Origin of the sequence: Colwellia psychrerythraea (genome assembly GCF_000764225.1) — a bacterium.
Lineage (GTDB): Bacteria > Pseudomonadota > Gammaproteobacteria > Enterobacterales > Alteromonadaceae > Colwellia > Colwellia psychrerythraea_D.
Genome location: NZ_JQED01000040.1, coordinates 67,088 through 86,032, shown reverse-complemented (window position 1 = coordinate 86,032; position 18,945 = coordinate 67,088). Strand labels below are relative to the sequence as shown.

The window sequence follows — 18,945 nt, the reverse complement described above, 5'->3', positions numbered from 1 at the left end:
AAACTATGATTTAATAGCGTCAACGCCTTTTGCAAGCATTGGGTTATTTTTTATATCATCTGCCCATAAATCCTCATGCTTCAAAATGGTTTTCTTGGCAAGATTACCAATTTTTAGTTTTGTTATTGTTGATATATATAGCTTTGTTGTTTTTTGACTCGCGTGACCGAGTAAGTCTTGAAGAAAAATGTGAATAGGATCAATATTTCCCGTACAAATCTTTACTCCAGTTTCTTTACTGTATTTTATTAACCTGAGTGTAGCACCTGTATGGCGCATACCGTGTGGTCTTAGATAAATTCTGCAATCAATAATTCCCCGATTTCTTAGAGCTTTAGCAGCCTTAGAAAATGCTTTTCTATACATTGCTTTTGAAATTGGTCTACCTGAAGCGCTTAACCAAAGAACATCGCTAGTAGATGAATACTTAGATTCTTTACCATTTTTAGATGTCAGATATTTAGTGAGGAATAAATTCTTACGTTGGTCATATATTGTAATATCAGAGCCTTTTGATTTAGCTGTTATATATTTATTCTCAATTAATTTCATTGTTCTGATATCAACATCAATCTCACGGTCTACTTGGCCTTTTCCGATAAAGCTCAAGGGTTGTGATGTTTTTACTGATAACATCATTTGTGCCCCGTTCATCCAATTTGGGTTTCTACTATTTCCTTTGTATGGGAAGTGATGTACCACCTCGTTAATTCTCATTAGCGTATCTAACTGGACGTGAGCCATAACAGCATAAACACGGTCAATTTTATTTAATTCAATAATTAGTTGCTGCAACTGATATTCAGTAAGAACCTGACTAGTATAATTAGTGATCTTTTTCATACGCTTATTATCTAGCAAAGGGTCAATCAAAATTGTTGATTTATTATTGCGCCTTGTATGGTTTAAAATATCGGAGTTATCCTCTTCCTTACTTCTTTCTCTCTCTTGGCGGATCTTAGCGGGGAATTCAATGTTATGGTTGATATTCATCAAGTCGAGGTACTCGTAGAATAATCGCCAAGTTTCTAAATATACAGCAATTGATGATTCAGCTACAAAGTCATCATCATCAGAATCTCGCATTATTTTTAGTACGGTATTAAAAAAATCCATATTTACATCTAAATAACTACAGCCTTGATGAGCACAAATATTTAGCCAATTTCTCATATGATCAGCCATATTATTCATGGTTATTAAGGTTATTGATTTAAAAGCTTTCCTACCTGCATTCTTTTTTACTAGCACGTTAAAAAAATCGGGATTGTTGTATCGTGTAAGTAAAAAGTTGTTAGCATGTTCATGTAAAAAGCCAAAGTCGCAAACAAGCATAGGTAATTTTGCCTTAGTAGAAGTTACTTTTTTAACTATTCCTGTCTGCTCTTTAATAGACCTTGCTTTTATGGCGTTATATCTTTTCTGATCCTCGCTATAAGCGGCTCTATTAGTATCATTATTATTTAATTGAATAACATTTAGCATAATTCGAATCCAACGTTAATATTTTCAAACCTAAATCCACGATTTAATGCATTAGCTATCGCACCATATGCCGTTATTAAAATCACCTTCCTTTTTGCTCTAGTAATAGCGGTATAAAGCCAACTACGTTCAACCAGAGTAATATCTTCAATCACAATTATCACCGTATCAAACTCCGAACCTTGTGCTGAATGACATGTCATCGCATAGGAAAGTTGTAATAAATACTCTCCAGTATTGGTATCAGATATATAATCAACAGGAATCTGAATATCTCCTTCTCTGTCGAAATTGACTAAGATCTGTTGCTCATCACCACCAGTAACTACACCTGTTGAGCCATTTGCTATGCCTAGGGTTTCCAATTGGTTTCGCTTGTATATTACCTTGTCACCAACCTTGAATTGTGGAGCGCTCTTGATTACCTTTCGATATGCCGTCAATGTGTTATGCAAGGCAACATTAATAGCAGTGACTGTAAGTTTTTTTGCAGTAATAATATGTAATGAGCCTGATTGAAGGTGAAGTTCATACTGGCGATGTGCTGTAGATACAAGTTCCTTACTACTGATACACTGTATGATTTTAACTTGTTCATTTTCCTCAAAAAACTCTCCTCTTTTTACACTCTCGGCTACATCTGTAATAAAAGGGCTTGAACGAAAGTTTTCTGTAAGCACTATTTTTTTTAAAATGCTTGATTGCATTACTCTATGATAAATGAGGCCGACTCCTACGGGTGGTAGTTGTGCCCAGTCTCCAACGAATATTAGGCGGGCAGGGCGTCCTTCGAAAGCCTTTAAGAGTCGAGTCATAGATTGTAAATCGACCATTGATGCTTCATCAATTAGAAGTAATGGCACAGGGAACTGATTCAAGTAGTTTTTATCTTTATTGATTTTAACTAGTAACGACTCGATAGTGGTTGCTGCCTTTCTTGTCTGTTGAGAGATACGTTGTGCAGCTTTCCCAGACAAAGCTACTTGAAGGGTATGATTACCAGATTGTTTAACAAAATCAGTTATGCATTGTAATACTGATGTTTTACCAGTGCCTGCGCCTCCACTGATAGCGCTAACAGCATTAGCCAAGACCATTCTTACAGCTTCTTTTTGTTGCTTACTCAGGCGGTGATTATTGGTTAGTACATAACCATCTAGCTCTGTACTCGAAATATTTATTTGGAGGATATTTGATTGGATTCGCTCAAGTAACTGGTATTTGACATAATTTTCCATTTTGACTGCGGAGGGGAGAGCAAACCGTTTGTTGTACAAACGACTACGTTCATCTATATTTATGGGATGTTTTGGTTCGGTAACTACAAATCGGGGGTGTTTTTCACTAGCACTATGTATTGATTCAAAAATTGCAGAAATGACTAATTCATTACCAACCAAGCATGCTAATTCGTCTTGAAACTCTAAAGGTAAAACTTGTGTATTTCCACGCTTCAAAGCATTAAACATAACCTCTTCAACAGCACAAATAAGGCGTCGCTTGTCGGACTTAGATATTTTTAAATGCGAAGCCAGTAACTCTGCATCGTTAAATGATGAAAAAGACCATATACGGTAAGGGTCTTCAATTAATTTGTTGACTGTTGATTCTCCGTAATGGCTGTATGCCATTTTAGCGATTGATTTAAGTCGATTCTTTTCATTAGCACTTGTAAAAGGCAATATAGTATCTAACCACTTTAATAATTTCAGCTTCCCTCCTACTCGATTAAAGTTGTTACAGATGATTGTGGCAAGTGAAGGAGAAATCCTATTGATTTTTGTGAGGGACGAAATGTCGTTGGATTCAAGCCGAATTATAAGGTCATTAGGGAAAGTCGTTATAAGGCGTTTGGCTAGTGTTTTACCAACCCCTATACCGACAGATAAGAAGTCTACCAGCATGTCATTAGTAACAGGTGAAATATCTACATCAATGGTTATTAGCTGTTCTCCGTACTTTTTGTGATACTCGATTACTCCGGAAATGCTTATATGGTCATTGCATTCAACATATTGATATGGATTAGTTATCACAGCTCGTATTGATTTTGATTTTGTTTTGATGCTAATAATCTGATGCATATGTGATTCAAGCAATATTTTAGTGACTGTGCCCTTTGTTTTAGCAAGTGAGGATAACTTTTTCATTAGTGAGAACTTCCTGCTTTAAATGCATTAATTCCTTTCGCTATTAGAGCTTTTTCTTTGGATTCATATTCTTTTAGTTGTTGTTCAAAATCAGCGTTTTGTTCACGTAGTAAAAACAACTCAGTTTTTGTGTTTTTCAACTCTAAACGGATATTAGATAATGCACGAGATAACATGGTGTCAGACATTTCATCAAGGGCGGAGGCTGATGAGTAATCTAGTGTTTTTATTTGATCATTAACTATCATTAAGTCAATTTCTTCCAATTGAGTTTTGATAGCAATATTACGCGTGAAGAATGACGGAGCACTTTTAACCAGTTCTGGTGATACGTCAATGAAGTAAGCCCAAATTATCCGGCGGTAAATACCTCCTTTATTATTTTTAGGCCAGTAATAACTATTATCTTTTAAACGGTTATTGAGAAATGTTGAGAATGCTTTGACATTACCCTCACCAACTTCAATATTCGTTTTTTTATCAGTTGTAATAATGCCATTTTTTCGAAGTTCATCTTCGTATTGTGAGACAAGAGCTTTAAAAGATTGGCGAATTGTGTCTGTTTGAGTATCAAAGCCAACGGACTCGGCAAGTTTCGCTGTACTTATTTTTGATCGTTTTTTGTCTAACCATTTAATCGCCTGAATTGGTGAAGATTTAATTATGTCATCGAGTACACTTATCAATTTATGGCGTCGTAATGTGCCCAAATCTTTTTTGCTGATTACACCCAACTCATATTTTCTCAAAAGCTCATCTATATTAATGTGTACAGTCATTATGAGTTTTCTCTAATAACAAGCATCTCATCAAAATCCTCAAAAATTATTTCTACTTCTTTTAGTTGTTTGCGCTTTTTTTCTAACACCTCAAATTCGATGAACTTATTTTGCGTTAAACGTTTTGAGCTAGAGTTGCGTTCTTTTATTGTCGAAAAGTCAGTAACTAAACGTACCGCACAGATTTTTACATCAATAGCCTTACGAGCCAGTGTGATCCACTGTGCTCTTTCACCAGCTGTTAAGTTTGTCGCATCTATGATTACTGCGTGACGATCCTTTGCAATCCCTTTTTTATTTTCTACCCAGTCTGATTTACCTGAACAAGGTAATCCTATGCATATATAAACTCGTTGAGGTATTTTACGACGCATTAGTTGTTGAAATTCCTCCTTGGCCTCCGTCCATGCATTTTCACGAAGTTCACTATCGTAAAACTCATATTGGTCGTTATGCATTAAAGTTTTATCTGGAGAAATAACATTGATCGTATTGTCATTGAGTTGCTCTGTTGGCGATAACATTTTATCGCTACTTTGTATTAGTTGATGGTGAGTTAATTCGGCACTTAAATCATTTATTTTGTTATTTCTTTGATGTAATTTATTCATCAGTTCACTTTTTTCGACTTGGAGCATGAACATTTGTTCTGTAGCTATCTCCAACTGTGTTTCGTAATCCTCTTCTGCATCTGATATTTGTGATTTATAATCTTTAAATGTCTTGGCAAATAAGTTTACTCTACGCTGAAAATCCTCATATTTAATTTTATCTTCAGCACTAGGATTTTTGTGACAGTAGACGTAAGTTGTATCAACCCCAGCGATTTCGCAAATCTTTTTCATTGTGCTAATACCACGAATCTTTTTTAAAACCATTGCCTGGGCTGATTGTTCTATAAATACAAGTTCGAGTGCTTTGAGCCTTTCAGTATCATCAGTAAACTTTATATTAGTCATGCTGGATCTCCGATTGCTCTGTAGATATTTTCTCCATTATTTCGGGATAAACATCTGCTAAAGGAGCTGAGTACAAGTTAATAAACCTTTCTGCTTCTTCATCTAAATTAATATCTGTTTGCTTTATCCCTTTGAGGTAAGCAGCGTAATAGTTAAATTGTTCTAATAGTAATTTGGTAATCGGACTATTGAACAACAAAGCATGTTTACATAAAGGCCCTTTACAATTATCTAGCTCTGGAAGGCCTGACATTTGAAGTCCTTTTGCAAATGACTTGCTTATATTCTTCTGAAGTAGCGTTCTTTTATTTGAATCTATGGCGCAAGGGGCATCATTCGCTGATGCTGGGTTACGCATGCAGACAAAAGCTAATGGTGTTTGAAGTCCAAGTATTTCACCATTCTTAAGGCGATGAAATAGAATATGAGCGATTCGATCTCTTAATCGCAGGCGAATCTCTCCTTGTGTTAAAGACTCATTATTAACCTCTGCTTCCTCGATGATTCGTTGTTTGATATGTTCCTTACCATCTTGGATATTCCGCTTCATGCTCCCACCTACATTATTATTGACAACGGCATCAGCTATGGAGTTAGACAAATCATGATAGGTCTTTTGCTGAATTTCATCACGGGTTTCTTGAACTGCTTTATTTCCTTGAAGGTATTGCTCAGGCATTATGCCGTTTGTATGGCCGAAAAGCCTCCGTATAATCATTACTGCCAGTGGAGAATTTGTGCCTATCCATCCCGCCATCGTTGCGCGACAGCGATGCGCCATACCTTCTGGATTATCACTTTCTTCTAAACCATCCAGCACATCCACACCAACAATACCTGCGACTTTACGTAGGAGAGTGTTTACTTGGTCTCCATTGGTGTAATGCCAAGTTTTTGCAGGACTTCCACCACGGTTGAGTGTTCTCCTAACTACAAGGTGAGTTATGTTCTCTGGGGCGTAATTGATAGAGTTAAGAAAATCGATAGCTTTAACTGTAATCTCTGGGACTGGCACCAAGTAGTCCTTTTGATCTGTTTTAGAAATATCAGTGACTATGTAATAAACTAAATCAGATTCATCGTCAGACTCATAGCATTTGCGCAGGAGGTTTTTTCTAACATCTTCATTTCTTAATGCTGTTGTAAGAAAAATTATCCAGAGTGCGGCACCTTGAACAATCTCATAAAGTTCATTTATATATGCAAACGGGAAGTTATATCCCCCGTGTAACTTTATAGGCTTTATGCTTTCTAATAATTCACTATGTATCAATATTTTATCGCGCGCTTCTGCTGTGAATATTTTTTGATTTTTGGGTTGTTGACTATTTTTGTTGTCTGCTATATCAAAAATTTTCTTAAGAGTCTGTGAATGTTCAGTTACTAATGGAATTACGAAATCTAATGTTTTTTCACAAACCTCTTCGGAGAAAGCCATATATGATTTTGCTTTTTTACGTTGTTTTTTTTCATCGAGTAGGCTGTTTAAATAAACATCTTCGCTTTTTAGTCCATTTTTACGTTTGTGATTGCGCCAAGGGAGTTCACACTCAATATTAAGAAAACTAGCTTCATCAAATTGTGACTGTGGAGTAGTGATAACTTTTCTCAAAAAACTAAGTAGATTTGAAGAAAATACACAGCCATCGGTTATAGCATTACTGATATAATGAGCCAGCTTCTCTTCAGTTATAACTAGTGCTGGAACAAATGGCTCATTAATACTAGCGGTCAAGATTCCCTCTCGTGCGAATTGTTTTCCGAACACTTCCATAAACATGGACATGTTGCTATGAAAAATACTTGGGTTTTGTTTTAGCGTTTGAACGTGATGATAAATAGTTATTTTTAATAGTAAAATTAATGGGTAACTATTTTTACTGGCTAAAAACTGATCTGCTTTCCAGTCTATGGTGTAAGTTTCAGATATAGGCCATTTGTCATCTAAAAAACCTACGTTACCTAAAAACTCTGTCATAGGTTTTTTATTAAATGCTGTCTCAAGCCTAAAAAGTAGCTTCCATTGTTTGATTCCAATATCTGTTCTCTCTTCTTTTGGAAACTTTGAATAGAAACTTTCTACGGTATGTTGATCTAATAAGCTATGGTCTAAAAGCTCCATCTATCTTGCCTTATTAAGCGTTTGAGTGAAGTAATGGTGGCAACAAGAAATTGTTAGGATCTTCCCAAGCATCTAAAGCGTGCTCAAAAGATGCGTTGTGAAGTTTTTCTCCATTACTCGCCTTTAGGATAAAAGAATTTATGACTTGTTTTGCGCGGATATGCTTAAGTGCATAGGCAGCATCATATAAACTACGGTTAAGCTTTAAAATATTTTCATATTGAAAACAACGATAGATGATATAAGGTAGGTGCTCTTGGTATACTTCAGCTTTGGAGCAACCTAGACAATTGTCAAATTGCTTGCAATAGCTCACATCTAAATTTTCAGCATAATCTGGATTCTCAGGATCGATACAATCACATAGAAACCGTTTTACTCGGACTCCTGAACTCGGCTTCTCATTGATTTTTATTTGTACGGAAACTTTTTGATGGTGTTCAATGAACTTTAGTTGCAAAGCAACTATAGCTGTAGTTAACATCGATTCTACAGTTGATGACTGGAGTAGGTAAGTTAGAGGTATTGTGTTTTGAAGATCCCCCGCAACAGCTTTTATTAAATCATCTTTGTTTTTTATCTTCTTCATCCACTTTTGTAACATCTCACCAGCAAATACTTTTCTAAATTTGGTTGTATCGATTGTTTTTACAGGTGTGCCATTTTTCTCTTTTATACCTGTTTGGGATGCATATTTTCTTTGCCATCTAGCAAAAACATCAGTTTCAGTAAAAAAAGTTAGTCTATATGGGAGCTGTTGATCTCTTACGTCATCAAAGAGCTTCATAAATCTGAAAAGGGGAGTGCTTTTAGGGATGCTTAATGACTCTGGCTGTTCACCGCCAGTATTAATGTGGCCCCTTTTCTTTGAGCCAATCAACTCAACAGATTTTTCTGTGGAGAAGCGGTCTTCATTATCTAAAATACTTGAACCGTTTATCTTGTTGGGAATCGAATGCGCAACTTCTTTGTTGCGACCTGATTCAGCAAGCAATAATTGCATTAATAAATAGTCAAAATGCAATGTTCTGCCCAGTAAAATTGTGTGAAGAGAGTCTCCGTTATATGTACCCGTTTCCTTTAAGTTATAGAAACTGAAAAATATGAAATTAATTTGATATTTATTTAACTGGTGTAGTCTATATTTTTCCCTGAACTGTTTTGTCCTCCAGGCATGAAGTCGTTTTCTATAAAGTAGATCACCGTAAATACCTTCCTGTGTCTCAGCTTGATTGAAAAAAGTTCTTTTAATGCTACTTACGTTACCTAGAGTGATAGGGATAACTTTATTACAAAGATAAAGAACATCGGGGTTATTCTTTATATTGATAGGCCAACATTCAGAGTTAAGGTTGTCGTACTCTGACATTAATACTTTTTTCTTGAACTCAGCCCACTGTTTAATAGTTAGACTTGCTTTTATGATGTCTATAGCATTGTTCACACGGTATGTATCTGCAAGTTCAATTTGAAAAGCCTTATCGAAGCTTTCCTTATTACCTCGCATTATTAATGATTTATAGTGTTCTGCCCCCCCTTTATGAAAAAAGCCAACACTTTTATCTTCACTACCTTCAATAAACTCGCGTGTACTTTTTATGGTTGCTTCAACCTCAATTATGCTAGCGTTAGTGTAAGCATAAACTTGAAACATAACATATTCAGAATAATCGTTTTTTAGGTTCGAATTTGCTAAACGCTCAGCAAAAGATTTTTCTGTCTTCTTTTTCTTTGACGGCGCATACACATATGCTTGAATATCTTTTTTGATTCTTTCACTTATTGATGGGCATATTGCTAGCACTCTTTTGATCCCCTGGCATAATATTGATGGGCGCGAACTATCAATTTGTTCAATCATGTTATTGAAAACTAATAGAGTTATAGCTTCTAGTGATGAAATGTTCTTTGATATGAAATACTCTGTTAAATAATTGAATGGTTTAGTTAAATTTGAATGGTAATTTGATTCTTTTAGAATAGATAAACAAACACGAGCAAGTTCTGTGGCAATATCAGGATTGAATTGGTACAAGGGGTAATACCAAGTGGGAATTACTATTCCTCCCCTTTCATTTCTTGGTAGTTTACGGCAAATTATTTGTTTATTACTGTTGAATATTATTGTGGCATTTTTACCGTTACTTTTAATTATTTCAAGACTTACAACCCCATCGTTATCTGGTTCAAATGTCGGAAGACCATCAAACGTATTATTCTCATCTGTAATGATATTTTTTTTTACTACTATCTTATTTTTTGAGAAACGGTTTTTTCTTGCCATGCTATCTTGTCCACAATATTAATAAAATAAGTGATAGTCACCACTTGTTATAACTTCTTCACATTTCTATTTGAAATCCAAACGCATGCTGTAAGTCATACATTCGTCATTACTGCTCATTGAAGTTAATCATTAATATTTATGTTTAAATAGACTTTCAATATCGTTATTTCTGGCCTACATTATTATTTATTAATTTATTATTTTTCATCTGGTTAGTATTTATTTCATGTGATATTTTCTTAGTGAATAACAAAATAGGAAGGAAAAAGTGGGAAGAAAAAAGATGTCCATCAGTGAGCGATTGAAATATTTCTGCTATGTGGTTAATGTATGTCGAAGTGCACATATCAAACCGTGTGGTTACCAATTACAAAAAGCATTGGCGCAGCTTCCTAAGGATTTAAATGATTCAGATATAAGAAACAATAAATGGGACAGATATTTTTCTTATCCAACGAATAAAACGCCAAATGCACAAACACTGTTACTTATCTCAACCAAATTTAAACAATGTAATTACATACTAGATGAACCTTTCTGGGAGGTACTCTCTGAACTAAAAGATGAGCCTAAATTCTACATTGACTTCTTATTGAAAACGCCACCAACCATTAGAGGAATACTCTTTGATAAAAGAAATCCATACACTATAAAAACCAATTTGAACCCACGGGACTTTCAAGTCATAACAAAACAGCGTAGCTTAACCGCATTAGCGGTTTTACTTTCCCTGATAAAACTTCACCAACATGGCTTCATTTGTATTTCACATATCACTGCGTTGGTTCTAGAAATTTTGTCTTTACTAACCATTTGCAGTATAAGTGCGCCGCTCGATCTGATCCCTAAAGAATCATATGATCTAATCGTCAAATTTATGCTTGGCAATAGTGAGCTTGCTGATAATCTATTAGATACGAAAACGGCCTCTGAACATATCAAGCGGCTAGAGTACCTATCTACTGTAATTAGAACGATGTGTTTGTATGGAAGTTCTGCTAATGAATCAGTTTTAGTTTACTGGCTACTAAAAGCTGACGAGAAAGAAATAAAACAGGACTTTGAGAATATACGCAAGGGAGTAGCATTAACAGACAATACGCATGGCATTTTGTGTGTCTTAAATCAGACAATGGCTGATGTAAAGACAAATATAAGAGATAAAACACATCTTCAGTTTATGTTTGATTTATTCACATCTAATCGACAATTAGAAGTTTGAAATTAATCGGCATTACAAGACACTAGGTAAGGTAGCAAGGGCACATGTGAGATCCGGTTTAAAGTGAAATTCTGTTCTTAATGGAATCAGTAACTTAGAGGTCGAAATCCAGACGGTCTTTTTTTAAATCCAGATTAACGATAAATTGAGCACATAAAATCCAAGTTAACATGAAACTGGCATTTCATGAAAAATTGAAAGCTCAATTATATAGGCCGTTTGAGGGCTAATTATCAAAGAATATCAGAACATGATGTATTTGCAAGGAAGCTAAACGAACAAAAGTTACTCAATTTAATGGTGCAACTTTTTATTAGGCTATATAGCAAAGGGGGAAGTACAAAACTTTACTGAGAAGTATTGGCAAAATAGTAATTGTGGATAACTATGACTATATCGTTGTAATAGCTAAGTTAGCAAAGGCATTTAAAAACGATGGTGAAACTGTAGGTTTTGGCTGTGAAGAGTCTAGTCTCCCCTATCAAATTAACATTTACCGAAAAATTAATGGAAGTAAAACCTATTGTGCCGCAAAAGCCTGGTGTCTCTGGCAAATCCAATCACCGCTGATTGACAGTGGCGAGCATCCAGAGGTCATAATGCTAAAAGCTGACCATGTTATCGAAGATGAGTTGGGCCGCTTTCCTGTAGGGGGATGGGTACGCTCTTCCCCAATTCTGGCTGTCTATGACAATTGTATCTTTGAAACAGGTAATACGTTTTATATTGCTGTTGGTGAAGGAATGCAAAAGCAAATATCAGCGGAAGATGCATCCTCATTTTTTTGACGAGTCCTAGCCATAAATGGACAACCTAGAGATATAACAGGAAGTTTCAACTGACTAAAGTAGTAAGAAAGTTTAAGGCATAGCAATGCATACAGCATCGCTATGCTATTAAATTCAATGTTACTTAGCTAGTAAACAACTGCCCCTAGGCCAAACTGATCCCAACGTAGGTCGATAGAGTCTAGTTCAACGTGAGATGCAATTTCCTCTCGATATTTTATAACCAATTTCCATACATCTTCGATGCCAAAGTCGCCGCTTACCGCAGCTGTTTTCTTACTATACATACCCCTACCTGAATAACCAAGTAATAGCTCGACGGAAATACCCTTATATTGAAAGTGATTTGTTACGATTTTAGCTATTTCTAAATTCATGATTACATCCTAAGTTAATTGCGATTTTGCCAGTGGTGTTTTACATGGTCATTATCAAAGCTCATTTTCTTATCTACAACTTTTTGTAGATTTTTGGAAATCTGATGCCTTTTAGGTTGGAGGTGAGGACGCGCAAAGTGAGGCGTAATTTGGAGACGGATTGGCTAGACACAATTAATTAGGGTTAAATTATAACTATTAGGATAATCACTCTTTATTGCTGGTGCTATAACATTTAATATAATTACCATACAAATCAATTGGATAAAAATCAATCAATAAGGAATGTAATGAAATTAAGAATTTTTAGTTTGGTACTGATGTCTAGTATCTTGTGTTCGTGTGCCTCTACCTCACCAAAAAAAACTCCTATGCTTCAACTTACAAATGAAATATTAGAGGCAGCTAATAAGGATTACGAAAAGCTGTATGAATTATGGTTACAACCATTTTTCAAAGGAAAAAAATCTCTTCATACTGGTAACTATATCGACTGGGATGGTTGGGGCAATAATAGAGCATTTATAGATGGTTTTAGTCGTTTTTGTAAAGCCACTGGAAATACAATTAAATCTAACATGGAGCTAGTAAACCAGAATGAGATTATGGCGGAATGCATAGATAGGGAAAATAATGTCATATCTAGAGCTAAAGCCGAATATTGGAGATTTACCCTTGAATCACCAAAGACTTTAGCTTTAAAACGACAGACAAAAGAGGCTAAAGCTGAACGAAAAAAATTATTTGCTAAAAAAATAAAATTGAATGGCCCTACAGGTTGGATTTATTTCAATAATGTTAAATATAGGCTTTTAAGAATAGGCTCATTAAACACTAGTCATCCAATTGTTCTTGAACAAGAAGTCGAAAATGGGGTAAACAAATTCACATACCTTGAAGATTATAAAGAAATAAGAAGGACTAAATCTAAAGAAGGCTATATAGGTATGGCCGCTACCTTAATCGATGGCAGCATTATAGATTCAAACATTAAATACAACGAACTAGGCAGAAAAGGTTCAGCAGTTCATTTTGGGGCAAGAAACCATAGGTTTGTTGTGTTAGATAATGAATCACAGCAACCCTATACTTTAACGTCTTGGATCTTACCCGATAAAATGGTTTTCGATGATCCAAGTGAATGGAAAAAAATCAAGAACACGAAACTAAAAAGCAACCTGTCTTCGTTACTAGTCAAGAGACACAACGAAAGCACTGTAATTGCAATTGACAAGCTTATGTTGAAATCTAAAGATGAGGGATGGTTCTCCCTAATCCCAAATAATAAAATTAATGAGCGACTATTAAATTCAATGATCAGTAATTTGAGAAGCGATAGCCGTGACGGATGTGATGACGGACAAAACTTAACTTTTGGTGTAGCTAACCTAGAAGATTATGCTCAATGTACAGCAGCCAAGCGAGAACTTTCTCTAATCAATAAAGGTTACACAATATCAGTCGAAAATACTCCGCTGGCCTACTATCATCTTCTTAAAACAGTAAGGAATGATTATATAGGGTAATAGAAACTTAATTATTTCCAATATCACAAGAGCGCTATATGCGCTCTTTTTTTATGTGGTTTAGATATATCGAAGGAGGTTTTTCTACAACTTTTTAATATTCTTTTCCCTGATAAGCTACCACCAGTAAGCCTGCTTAAATGCCTACTGGCGCTTAATGCTACAGTTCGAAATCACAATGATTGATGATAAAAGTAATCCCAATAATCATAACTAGAAGAGGGGCATGCATTCCATAGCAGACCGCCCGTGTGCTTTTTTGCAAATGCATACTATTGATTATGGCTGACTTTTTACGTTCACCCAAATAGGCATGTTGTTTAGGTTTACATGGGAAAGTGATTATCTAAACTTAGGTTTTAATAAGTGATCTACGGAGTAAACAAAAGATTACTGTGTCTACAGGCGGACGGTCTGCGATTACCCGACTTTGAAGCTCTCAAAGCAGGGACATCCTATGTTATTGGGGAAAACTTTAGTGCCGAACGTACATAACAAACGCAGTTGGAATGATAAAACTTCCGCAGCGTACTAATTCTACCTTCCAATGCCACCAAACAATGATGGTGCTGTGACCAAAGGAGGAATATATATTTAAATGCGTTGCAATCATAATGAGTGGTTGGTTCCATTATGGAACTAACCACCAGAGCTTTCATATTACCTAATATTCCAATGATTGAATTAAAGGTGGAGGTCTTTATTTGGGCTGCATCATTTTGGTATCATAAATTGGTAAGGCTAGCCTGCTGACATGAATGGAAAGGGATAACCTAGATTTAGATTGCTTCTAGTAAGTCAATATAAACTAGGTTTCGTCAAAAGCCACATAGCCATATCTAGGGTTGCCAAAATTTACAATAGAATTGGTGAGTAAAAATTTCGACATACCGTGCCTCGATTAGATCAGACAGTGAAAACTCGACCTCATCAATTTCACCCATACGGTCACCGTTGATAAAATTAAAAACCGTCCTCAGTATTTTAGACTGTTCTTCATAGCTGATGACAGTATAAAAACATCCATCTATTTGCACTTTTGAAGCGTTCATCAAAGTTCTTTCAAGTTTTTCAATATCTAAATTTTTTTTCAATTTCGTTTCATCCTGTGATTGTTGGTTTCGATAAATGTTAATACCTCGCTTCCAGATTTCCTAAAAATTGTGATCTTTTGTGTATTGGTAAGCAGTTGTCTCTCTCGTTTTAGAAACGAGAATCCGATACCCAACAAATTTAAAGTTATTACTATTGTGTTGTGATTTTTAAGTATGGGTGGTGTGGTTTTGAAAAAGTTTAATGAACAGAGTCGAGTAATGAAGGTAGCTGAAGTTGCTGGATTAATTTATATATTGCTAGAAATCATGTCTTTATCAAAAGAGCTTTTTATAGGGGGGGGGATAAACCCGATTAAAACTTAATCTTAGGTTTTAATAAGCAAAAAACTTTTTGTTGCGTAAAATTTTTATTAAGTTACGCAGGCTTTAGCAAATACTTTCCCTAATGGTTCACAGACAAGTATGTACGCTGAATATGCATTGATGGTTGTTCGTCTGTTATTGAGCTGTCATTACTAGTTACACCATAGAGACCAAGGTTACCTCAATATTTTGATTTGGCACAACTAATCAAACTCTTATTAACGATTTAGTATACAAATTTCTCTTGACTGTTTTAGAATGATTCTTAATTTTGAATGTTAAAGGATTGAATTATGACTCCAGTGGAAAGGATAGTTGGTTGGGTTACAGATAAGCCACTTTGGTGGCAGTTAGCTATTAAAATTACTTTACAAAATGGCAGTTTAACTGATGATAATATTCATTTTCTCTTTAACACCTCGCAAGGTGAATATGGCTTAATTCCAAAGCACCCCAAATATGACTCTTTTGCATCACCTATAGATATAACGGGCTTCACTTCAGAAGAGCATCCAGTGAATCTAAATATCCTGAGTGACGTTGAAGGTGTGGCTGCCTTGGCTGAGCAACAGAGCCTTGACTTTGAGTCTAATGGTTTAACGATTGGTTACGGTGATAATGGTGCGGGCAAGTCTAGCTATGCATCCATTTTAAAGCATGCATGTTTAACTAGGGGCATTTTAAAACCTATTAGTGGTAATGTTTTTACCACCAATAATAAGCAGCCCCAAGCTTCAATAACTGTCGAAGTAAATGGCGCTACGCGAAGTATTTCTTGGACTCCTGAGTCTAAGCCTGATAAAGATGCCAAGTCTATCAGAGTATTTGATACTGCATCCGCTCATCATTATTTATCAGGTGAAGATGCGTTAGGCTATAAACCAGTTGGCTTAAACCTTTTAACAGAATTGACCAAAGCAGCTGATGGTATAAAAAGACTAATCGAAGAAGATACTATGGGTACTAATGGCTTAGTATCGATACCTCCTCTACCATCTGGAAGTCCCGCATCTATATTTTTAAGTAAGCTATCAGGCTTAGAGACTGAGCAAGAGGTTAATGCTCATTGTGCAACTCAAGAAGAGATAGACTCTATTGAGGCCCGTAAAGCCGAATTAATTCAATATAAAGCTCAATCGCCAGCTCAAATTAAAGCAGGCTTACTAAATAAAAAGCAGCTATTGACACCTCTGGTTAACTTTTTTTCATTACCGCTAAAGTTGCTAAATGCACAAGAGTTTGACCGACTAAAACAACTTGAACTTGATTACATTTCTAAGCAGGAAACTGTAGATAAATTAAGGTTACAAACGCTATCCAATCTACCTTTTGATAATATTGGCAACTCTGAATGGAGCCAGTTATGGGCTGCTGCAAAAGTGTTTATTCAAAAAGAAGGCAAAGAAATTGAATTCCCACCAAATACAGGCGATTCCTGTCCATTATGTTTGCAGGATATAGGTATAGACTGTGCCAGTAAGTTACAAGAATTTGAAGCCTTCATACAGAATAGTGCAGCAAAAGATGCTAGAGCGGCATATCAAGCACTAGCAACTGCTAAACAGGCGGTAAACACGCTAAACCTGAATATTAGTCAATATGAGTCAGCTCTTAATGAATCGGAAAATATTAAAAATGGACTTAAAGTCAGATTAGAAGAGTTGGTCACTCTATTGACAGACAGAAAGAGCAGCTTTTTAATGAAGGAGTTACCAGCTTCATTAGAAGTATTTGGCCTTTTGGCATATACAGATTTAGCAGGTTTAATTACTGAGTTGGATCAACAGATAGGGAAAATTACTGATGATGATAGCCAAGCCAAATTCATAGCACAAAAAGATGCTGAGCTGATAACGATACAAGACAGGAAGTACATTGTAGACCATCGAGAAAATATCCTCAGTAACATCAAGAGACTACATACAGTTACTATACTTCAACTAATCAAACAAGAATGTAATACTCGTAGTGTATCGACTTTATCCTCCAGCATTTATTCTGATGGCGTAATCGAGCCATTAAAGCAGTCATTCCAATCAGAGCTTAACGCCTTCGGCTTCAATAGGTTTACTATTGAAGTTAAAACTAGGAATAAGGGTGGTCATCAGCAATTCAAACTACTACTTTCTAATTCAGGAGAGTCAGTAGTGGCAAAGGTTGCAAGCGAAGGCGAGCAACGATGTATAGCAATTGCTAGCTTTTTAGCTGAAATGAAAGCCGATGCTAGGGAATCTGCGGTAATATTTGATGATCCTGTAAACTCTTTGAGCCATCAGTGGAGCGCTAGAGTAGCTGACAGGTTAGTAAGAGAGTCGTTAGAAAGGCAAGTAGTTATATTTACTCATGATATTGTTTTCTATAAGCTACTCCTCGAAGCTGCTGAGAGGATGTCGCAAGATAAGATCGGTTATATAAGTTTAGAGAGGTCAAGAGATTACGCAGGCTTAGTTAGAACAAACCCTCCTTGGGATGCTTTAACAACTAGCAAGCGCATAGGGGTATTAAATATCAAGCTACAAGGTTTGAAGAGTATACGCGCTAAAGGAACTGAAACAGAGTTTAGGAATGCTACTCGCCCGTTTTATAGTTTACTAAGAGAAGCTTGGGAGCGATTGGTAGAAGAAAAGTTACTTAACAAGGTCGTTAATAGATTTGAGCGTGGTATACACATTCAGCGACTAACTCGTCTTGATGATATAAATCAGCTCGACTTTGATATGATTAATTCTGCTTATGATAAATGCTGTAATAACTTTAGCGGCCATGATACTGCGACGGGCATGGGGCATCCATACCCAACAATTGATGAGGTAGTAGCAGATTTAGAAGCCATTAAGAATTACTTAGCTCACTTGCAAAAAGATAGGAAGCGAACGTAAGCTACTTATTCCAATGCCGCTAACAGTAGCGATTGGCAGTCCTAGTTTGTAGTAGCTCAGACTTGAGCTGACAGTTACCCTTTTTGATAACGGTGTCTGTCAGGTTAGATTTGAGCTAAGTTCTTTTCTAAGCTTCATCAAATTCATCATTACGAATATGTTTATTGGGCGTAAATGGTTTATCGCCATTAAGCCTGAACTCGTCTACCTAGCACCTCAGTTGCCTATCGCTGCACCCTAACTCTTCATTAACGCATACACTTGAAATGAGCAGGGTATCTTTGGTCTTTAGTCATAAACACCTCTTTTTGGTACAAACAGACGTAGTTTGCACATCAAAGTCTATTTATATGTGATTACCCAGCTTTTTAGATTAACTTTAGAGTTATCTTTATCATTATTTTATATACAGCCTTTTTGCAGAGTTTAACCAAGCTGGATTTTTTTCAAATTAAACTGGAACTCACGCATAATTTTTAAAACACACAGATAAAAAAGGTTAGTAAAAAGAGCTAATGCTATTTATAACTATAAAGGAATTAACTCGTCTGCTAAAATATTTTAATTGCAGGCTAAGAAAATAAACAGAGACTTAAAGTAGTTGGCTTTTGCTTATTTATATCTAATTCTAGCCAACAAATTAAGCCTGTTATTAGGTGTCAAGTCACAAGTTATAAGTCAGGAGTTGCTTTGAATAAATATGAGGACAATGCGGTACTTAATATATGGTGTATTGTATGGGCGACAGTAAGCCCGATACAGGTTTGGAGTAAATTAGATGCAAGGTTAATAAAAAAACAAAAAATTTAAAAGATAGCACCAAGGTATCTATATCAAAGTGGTATATTTTTTTTTACCTATTAGTTACGTTCTTTGTTATTTGGCTTACATATAATGATTTAAAATCTGCTTTAGAGAGCCTTGCAGTGCATCAAAATACCAACTGCATTAAT

The 18,945-nt window shown here is 35.7% G+C and carries 12 protein-coding genes; 4 read left to right on the top strand and 8 right to left on the bottom strand.

What is annotated here, in order from left to right:
* Positions 1–3 precede the first annotated feature (3 nt).
* From ND2E_RS07065 to ND2E_RS07090, 6 genes are read right to left on the bottom strand one after another with little or no spacing between them, the layout of a single operon-like run.
* On the bottom strand, positions 4–1,485 hold the full coding sequence (locus tag ND2E_RS07065) for a site-specific integrase (RefSeq protein ID WP_033094634.1): 1,482 nt from the start codon (positions 1,483–1,485) through the stop codon (positions 4–6).
* Entirely contained in the window at positions 1,479–3,635 is a 2,157-nt protein-coding gene (locus ND2E_RS07070) for an AAA family ATPase (protein ID WP_033094633.1), read from the bottom strand. The genes ND2E_RS07065 and ND2E_RS07070 overlap by 7 nt, the downstream gene beginning before the upstream one ends.
* Positions 3,635–4,414, bottom strand: a complete 780-nt coding sequence (locus ND2E_RS07075; protein WP_033094632.1) for a hypothetical protein — start codon at positions 4,412–4,414, stop codon at positions 3,635–3,637. The genes ND2E_RS07070 and ND2E_RS07075 overlap by 1 nt, the downstream gene beginning before the upstream one ends.
* A complete protein-coding gene (locus ND2E_RS07080; RefSeq protein WP_033094631.1) occupies positions 4,414–5,373 on the bottom strand; it encodes an AAA family ATPase in 960 nt (319 codons plus the stop codon). The genes ND2E_RS07075 and ND2E_RS07080 overlap by 1 nt, the downstream gene beginning before the upstream one ends.
* Complete coding sequence (locus ND2E_RS07085) at positions 5,366–7,495, bottom strand: hypothetical protein (RefSeq protein ID WP_033094630.1); 2,130 nt, start codon at positions 7,493–7,495, stop codon at positions 5,366–5,368. The genes ND2E_RS07080 and ND2E_RS07085 overlap by 8 nt, the downstream gene beginning before the upstream one ends.
* Positions 7,496–7,508: 13 nt before the next feature.
* Positions 7,509–9,779, bottom strand: coding sequence for a hypothetical protein (locus ND2E_RS07090; protein WP_033094629.1), 2,271 nt, complete (start codon positions 9,777–9,779; stop codon positions 7,509–7,511).
* 271 nt (positions 9,780–10,050) lie between these two features.
* Between ND2E_RS07090 and ND2E_RS07095 the strand changes: the two genes are divergently transcribed.
* Positions 10,051–11,004 (top strand): hypothetical protein, encoded by a 954-nt coding sequence (locus ND2E_RS07095; protein ID WP_033094628.1) that lies wholly within the window; start codon positions 10,051–10,053, stop codon positions 11,002–11,004.
* A 377-nt stretch (positions 11,005–11,381) separates the two neighbouring features.
* A complete protein-coding gene (locus tag ND2E_RS22445; RefSeq protein ID WP_052056706.1) occupies positions 11,382–11,792 on the top strand; it encodes a DUF6957 family protein in 411 nt (136 codons plus the stop codon).
* A gap of 128 nt (positions 11,793–11,920) precedes the next feature.
* On the opposite strand, the gene ND2E_RS23130 is transcribed toward ND2E_RS22445, so the two are convergent.
* Positions 11,921–12,079: a hypothetical protein gene (locus ND2E_RS23130; RefSeq protein WP_190277843.1), complete on the bottom strand. Its 159-nt coding sequence runs from the start codon at positions 12,077–12,079 to the stop codon at positions 11,921–11,923.
* Between the two features lie 380 nt (positions 12,080–12,459).
* Between ND2E_RS23130 and ND2E_RS07105 the strand changes: the two genes are divergently transcribed.
* Positions 12,460–13,695 (top strand): hypothetical protein, encoded by a 1,236-nt coding sequence (locus tag ND2E_RS07105; RefSeq protein ID WP_033094626.1) that lies wholly within the window; start codon positions 12,460–12,462, stop codon positions 13,693–13,695.
* Positions 13,696–14,534: 839 nt separating this feature from the next.
* Here ND2E_RS07105 and ND2E_RS07110 read toward each other — a convergent pair.
* Positions 14,535–14,747: a hypothetical protein gene (locus ND2E_RS07110; protein ID WP_033094625.1), complete on the bottom strand. Its 213-nt coding sequence runs from the start codon at positions 14,745–14,747 to the stop codon at positions 14,535–14,537.
* Positions 14,748–15,406: 659 nt separating this feature from the next.
* On the opposite strand from ND2E_RS07110, the gene ND2E_RS07115 reads away from it, so the two are divergent.
* Entirely contained in the window at positions 15,407–17,992 is a 2,586-nt protein-coding gene (locus ND2E_RS07115; protein WP_033094624.1) for an AAA family ATPase, read from the top strand.
* The last annotated feature ends 953 nt before the right edge of the window (positions 17,993–18,945 follow it).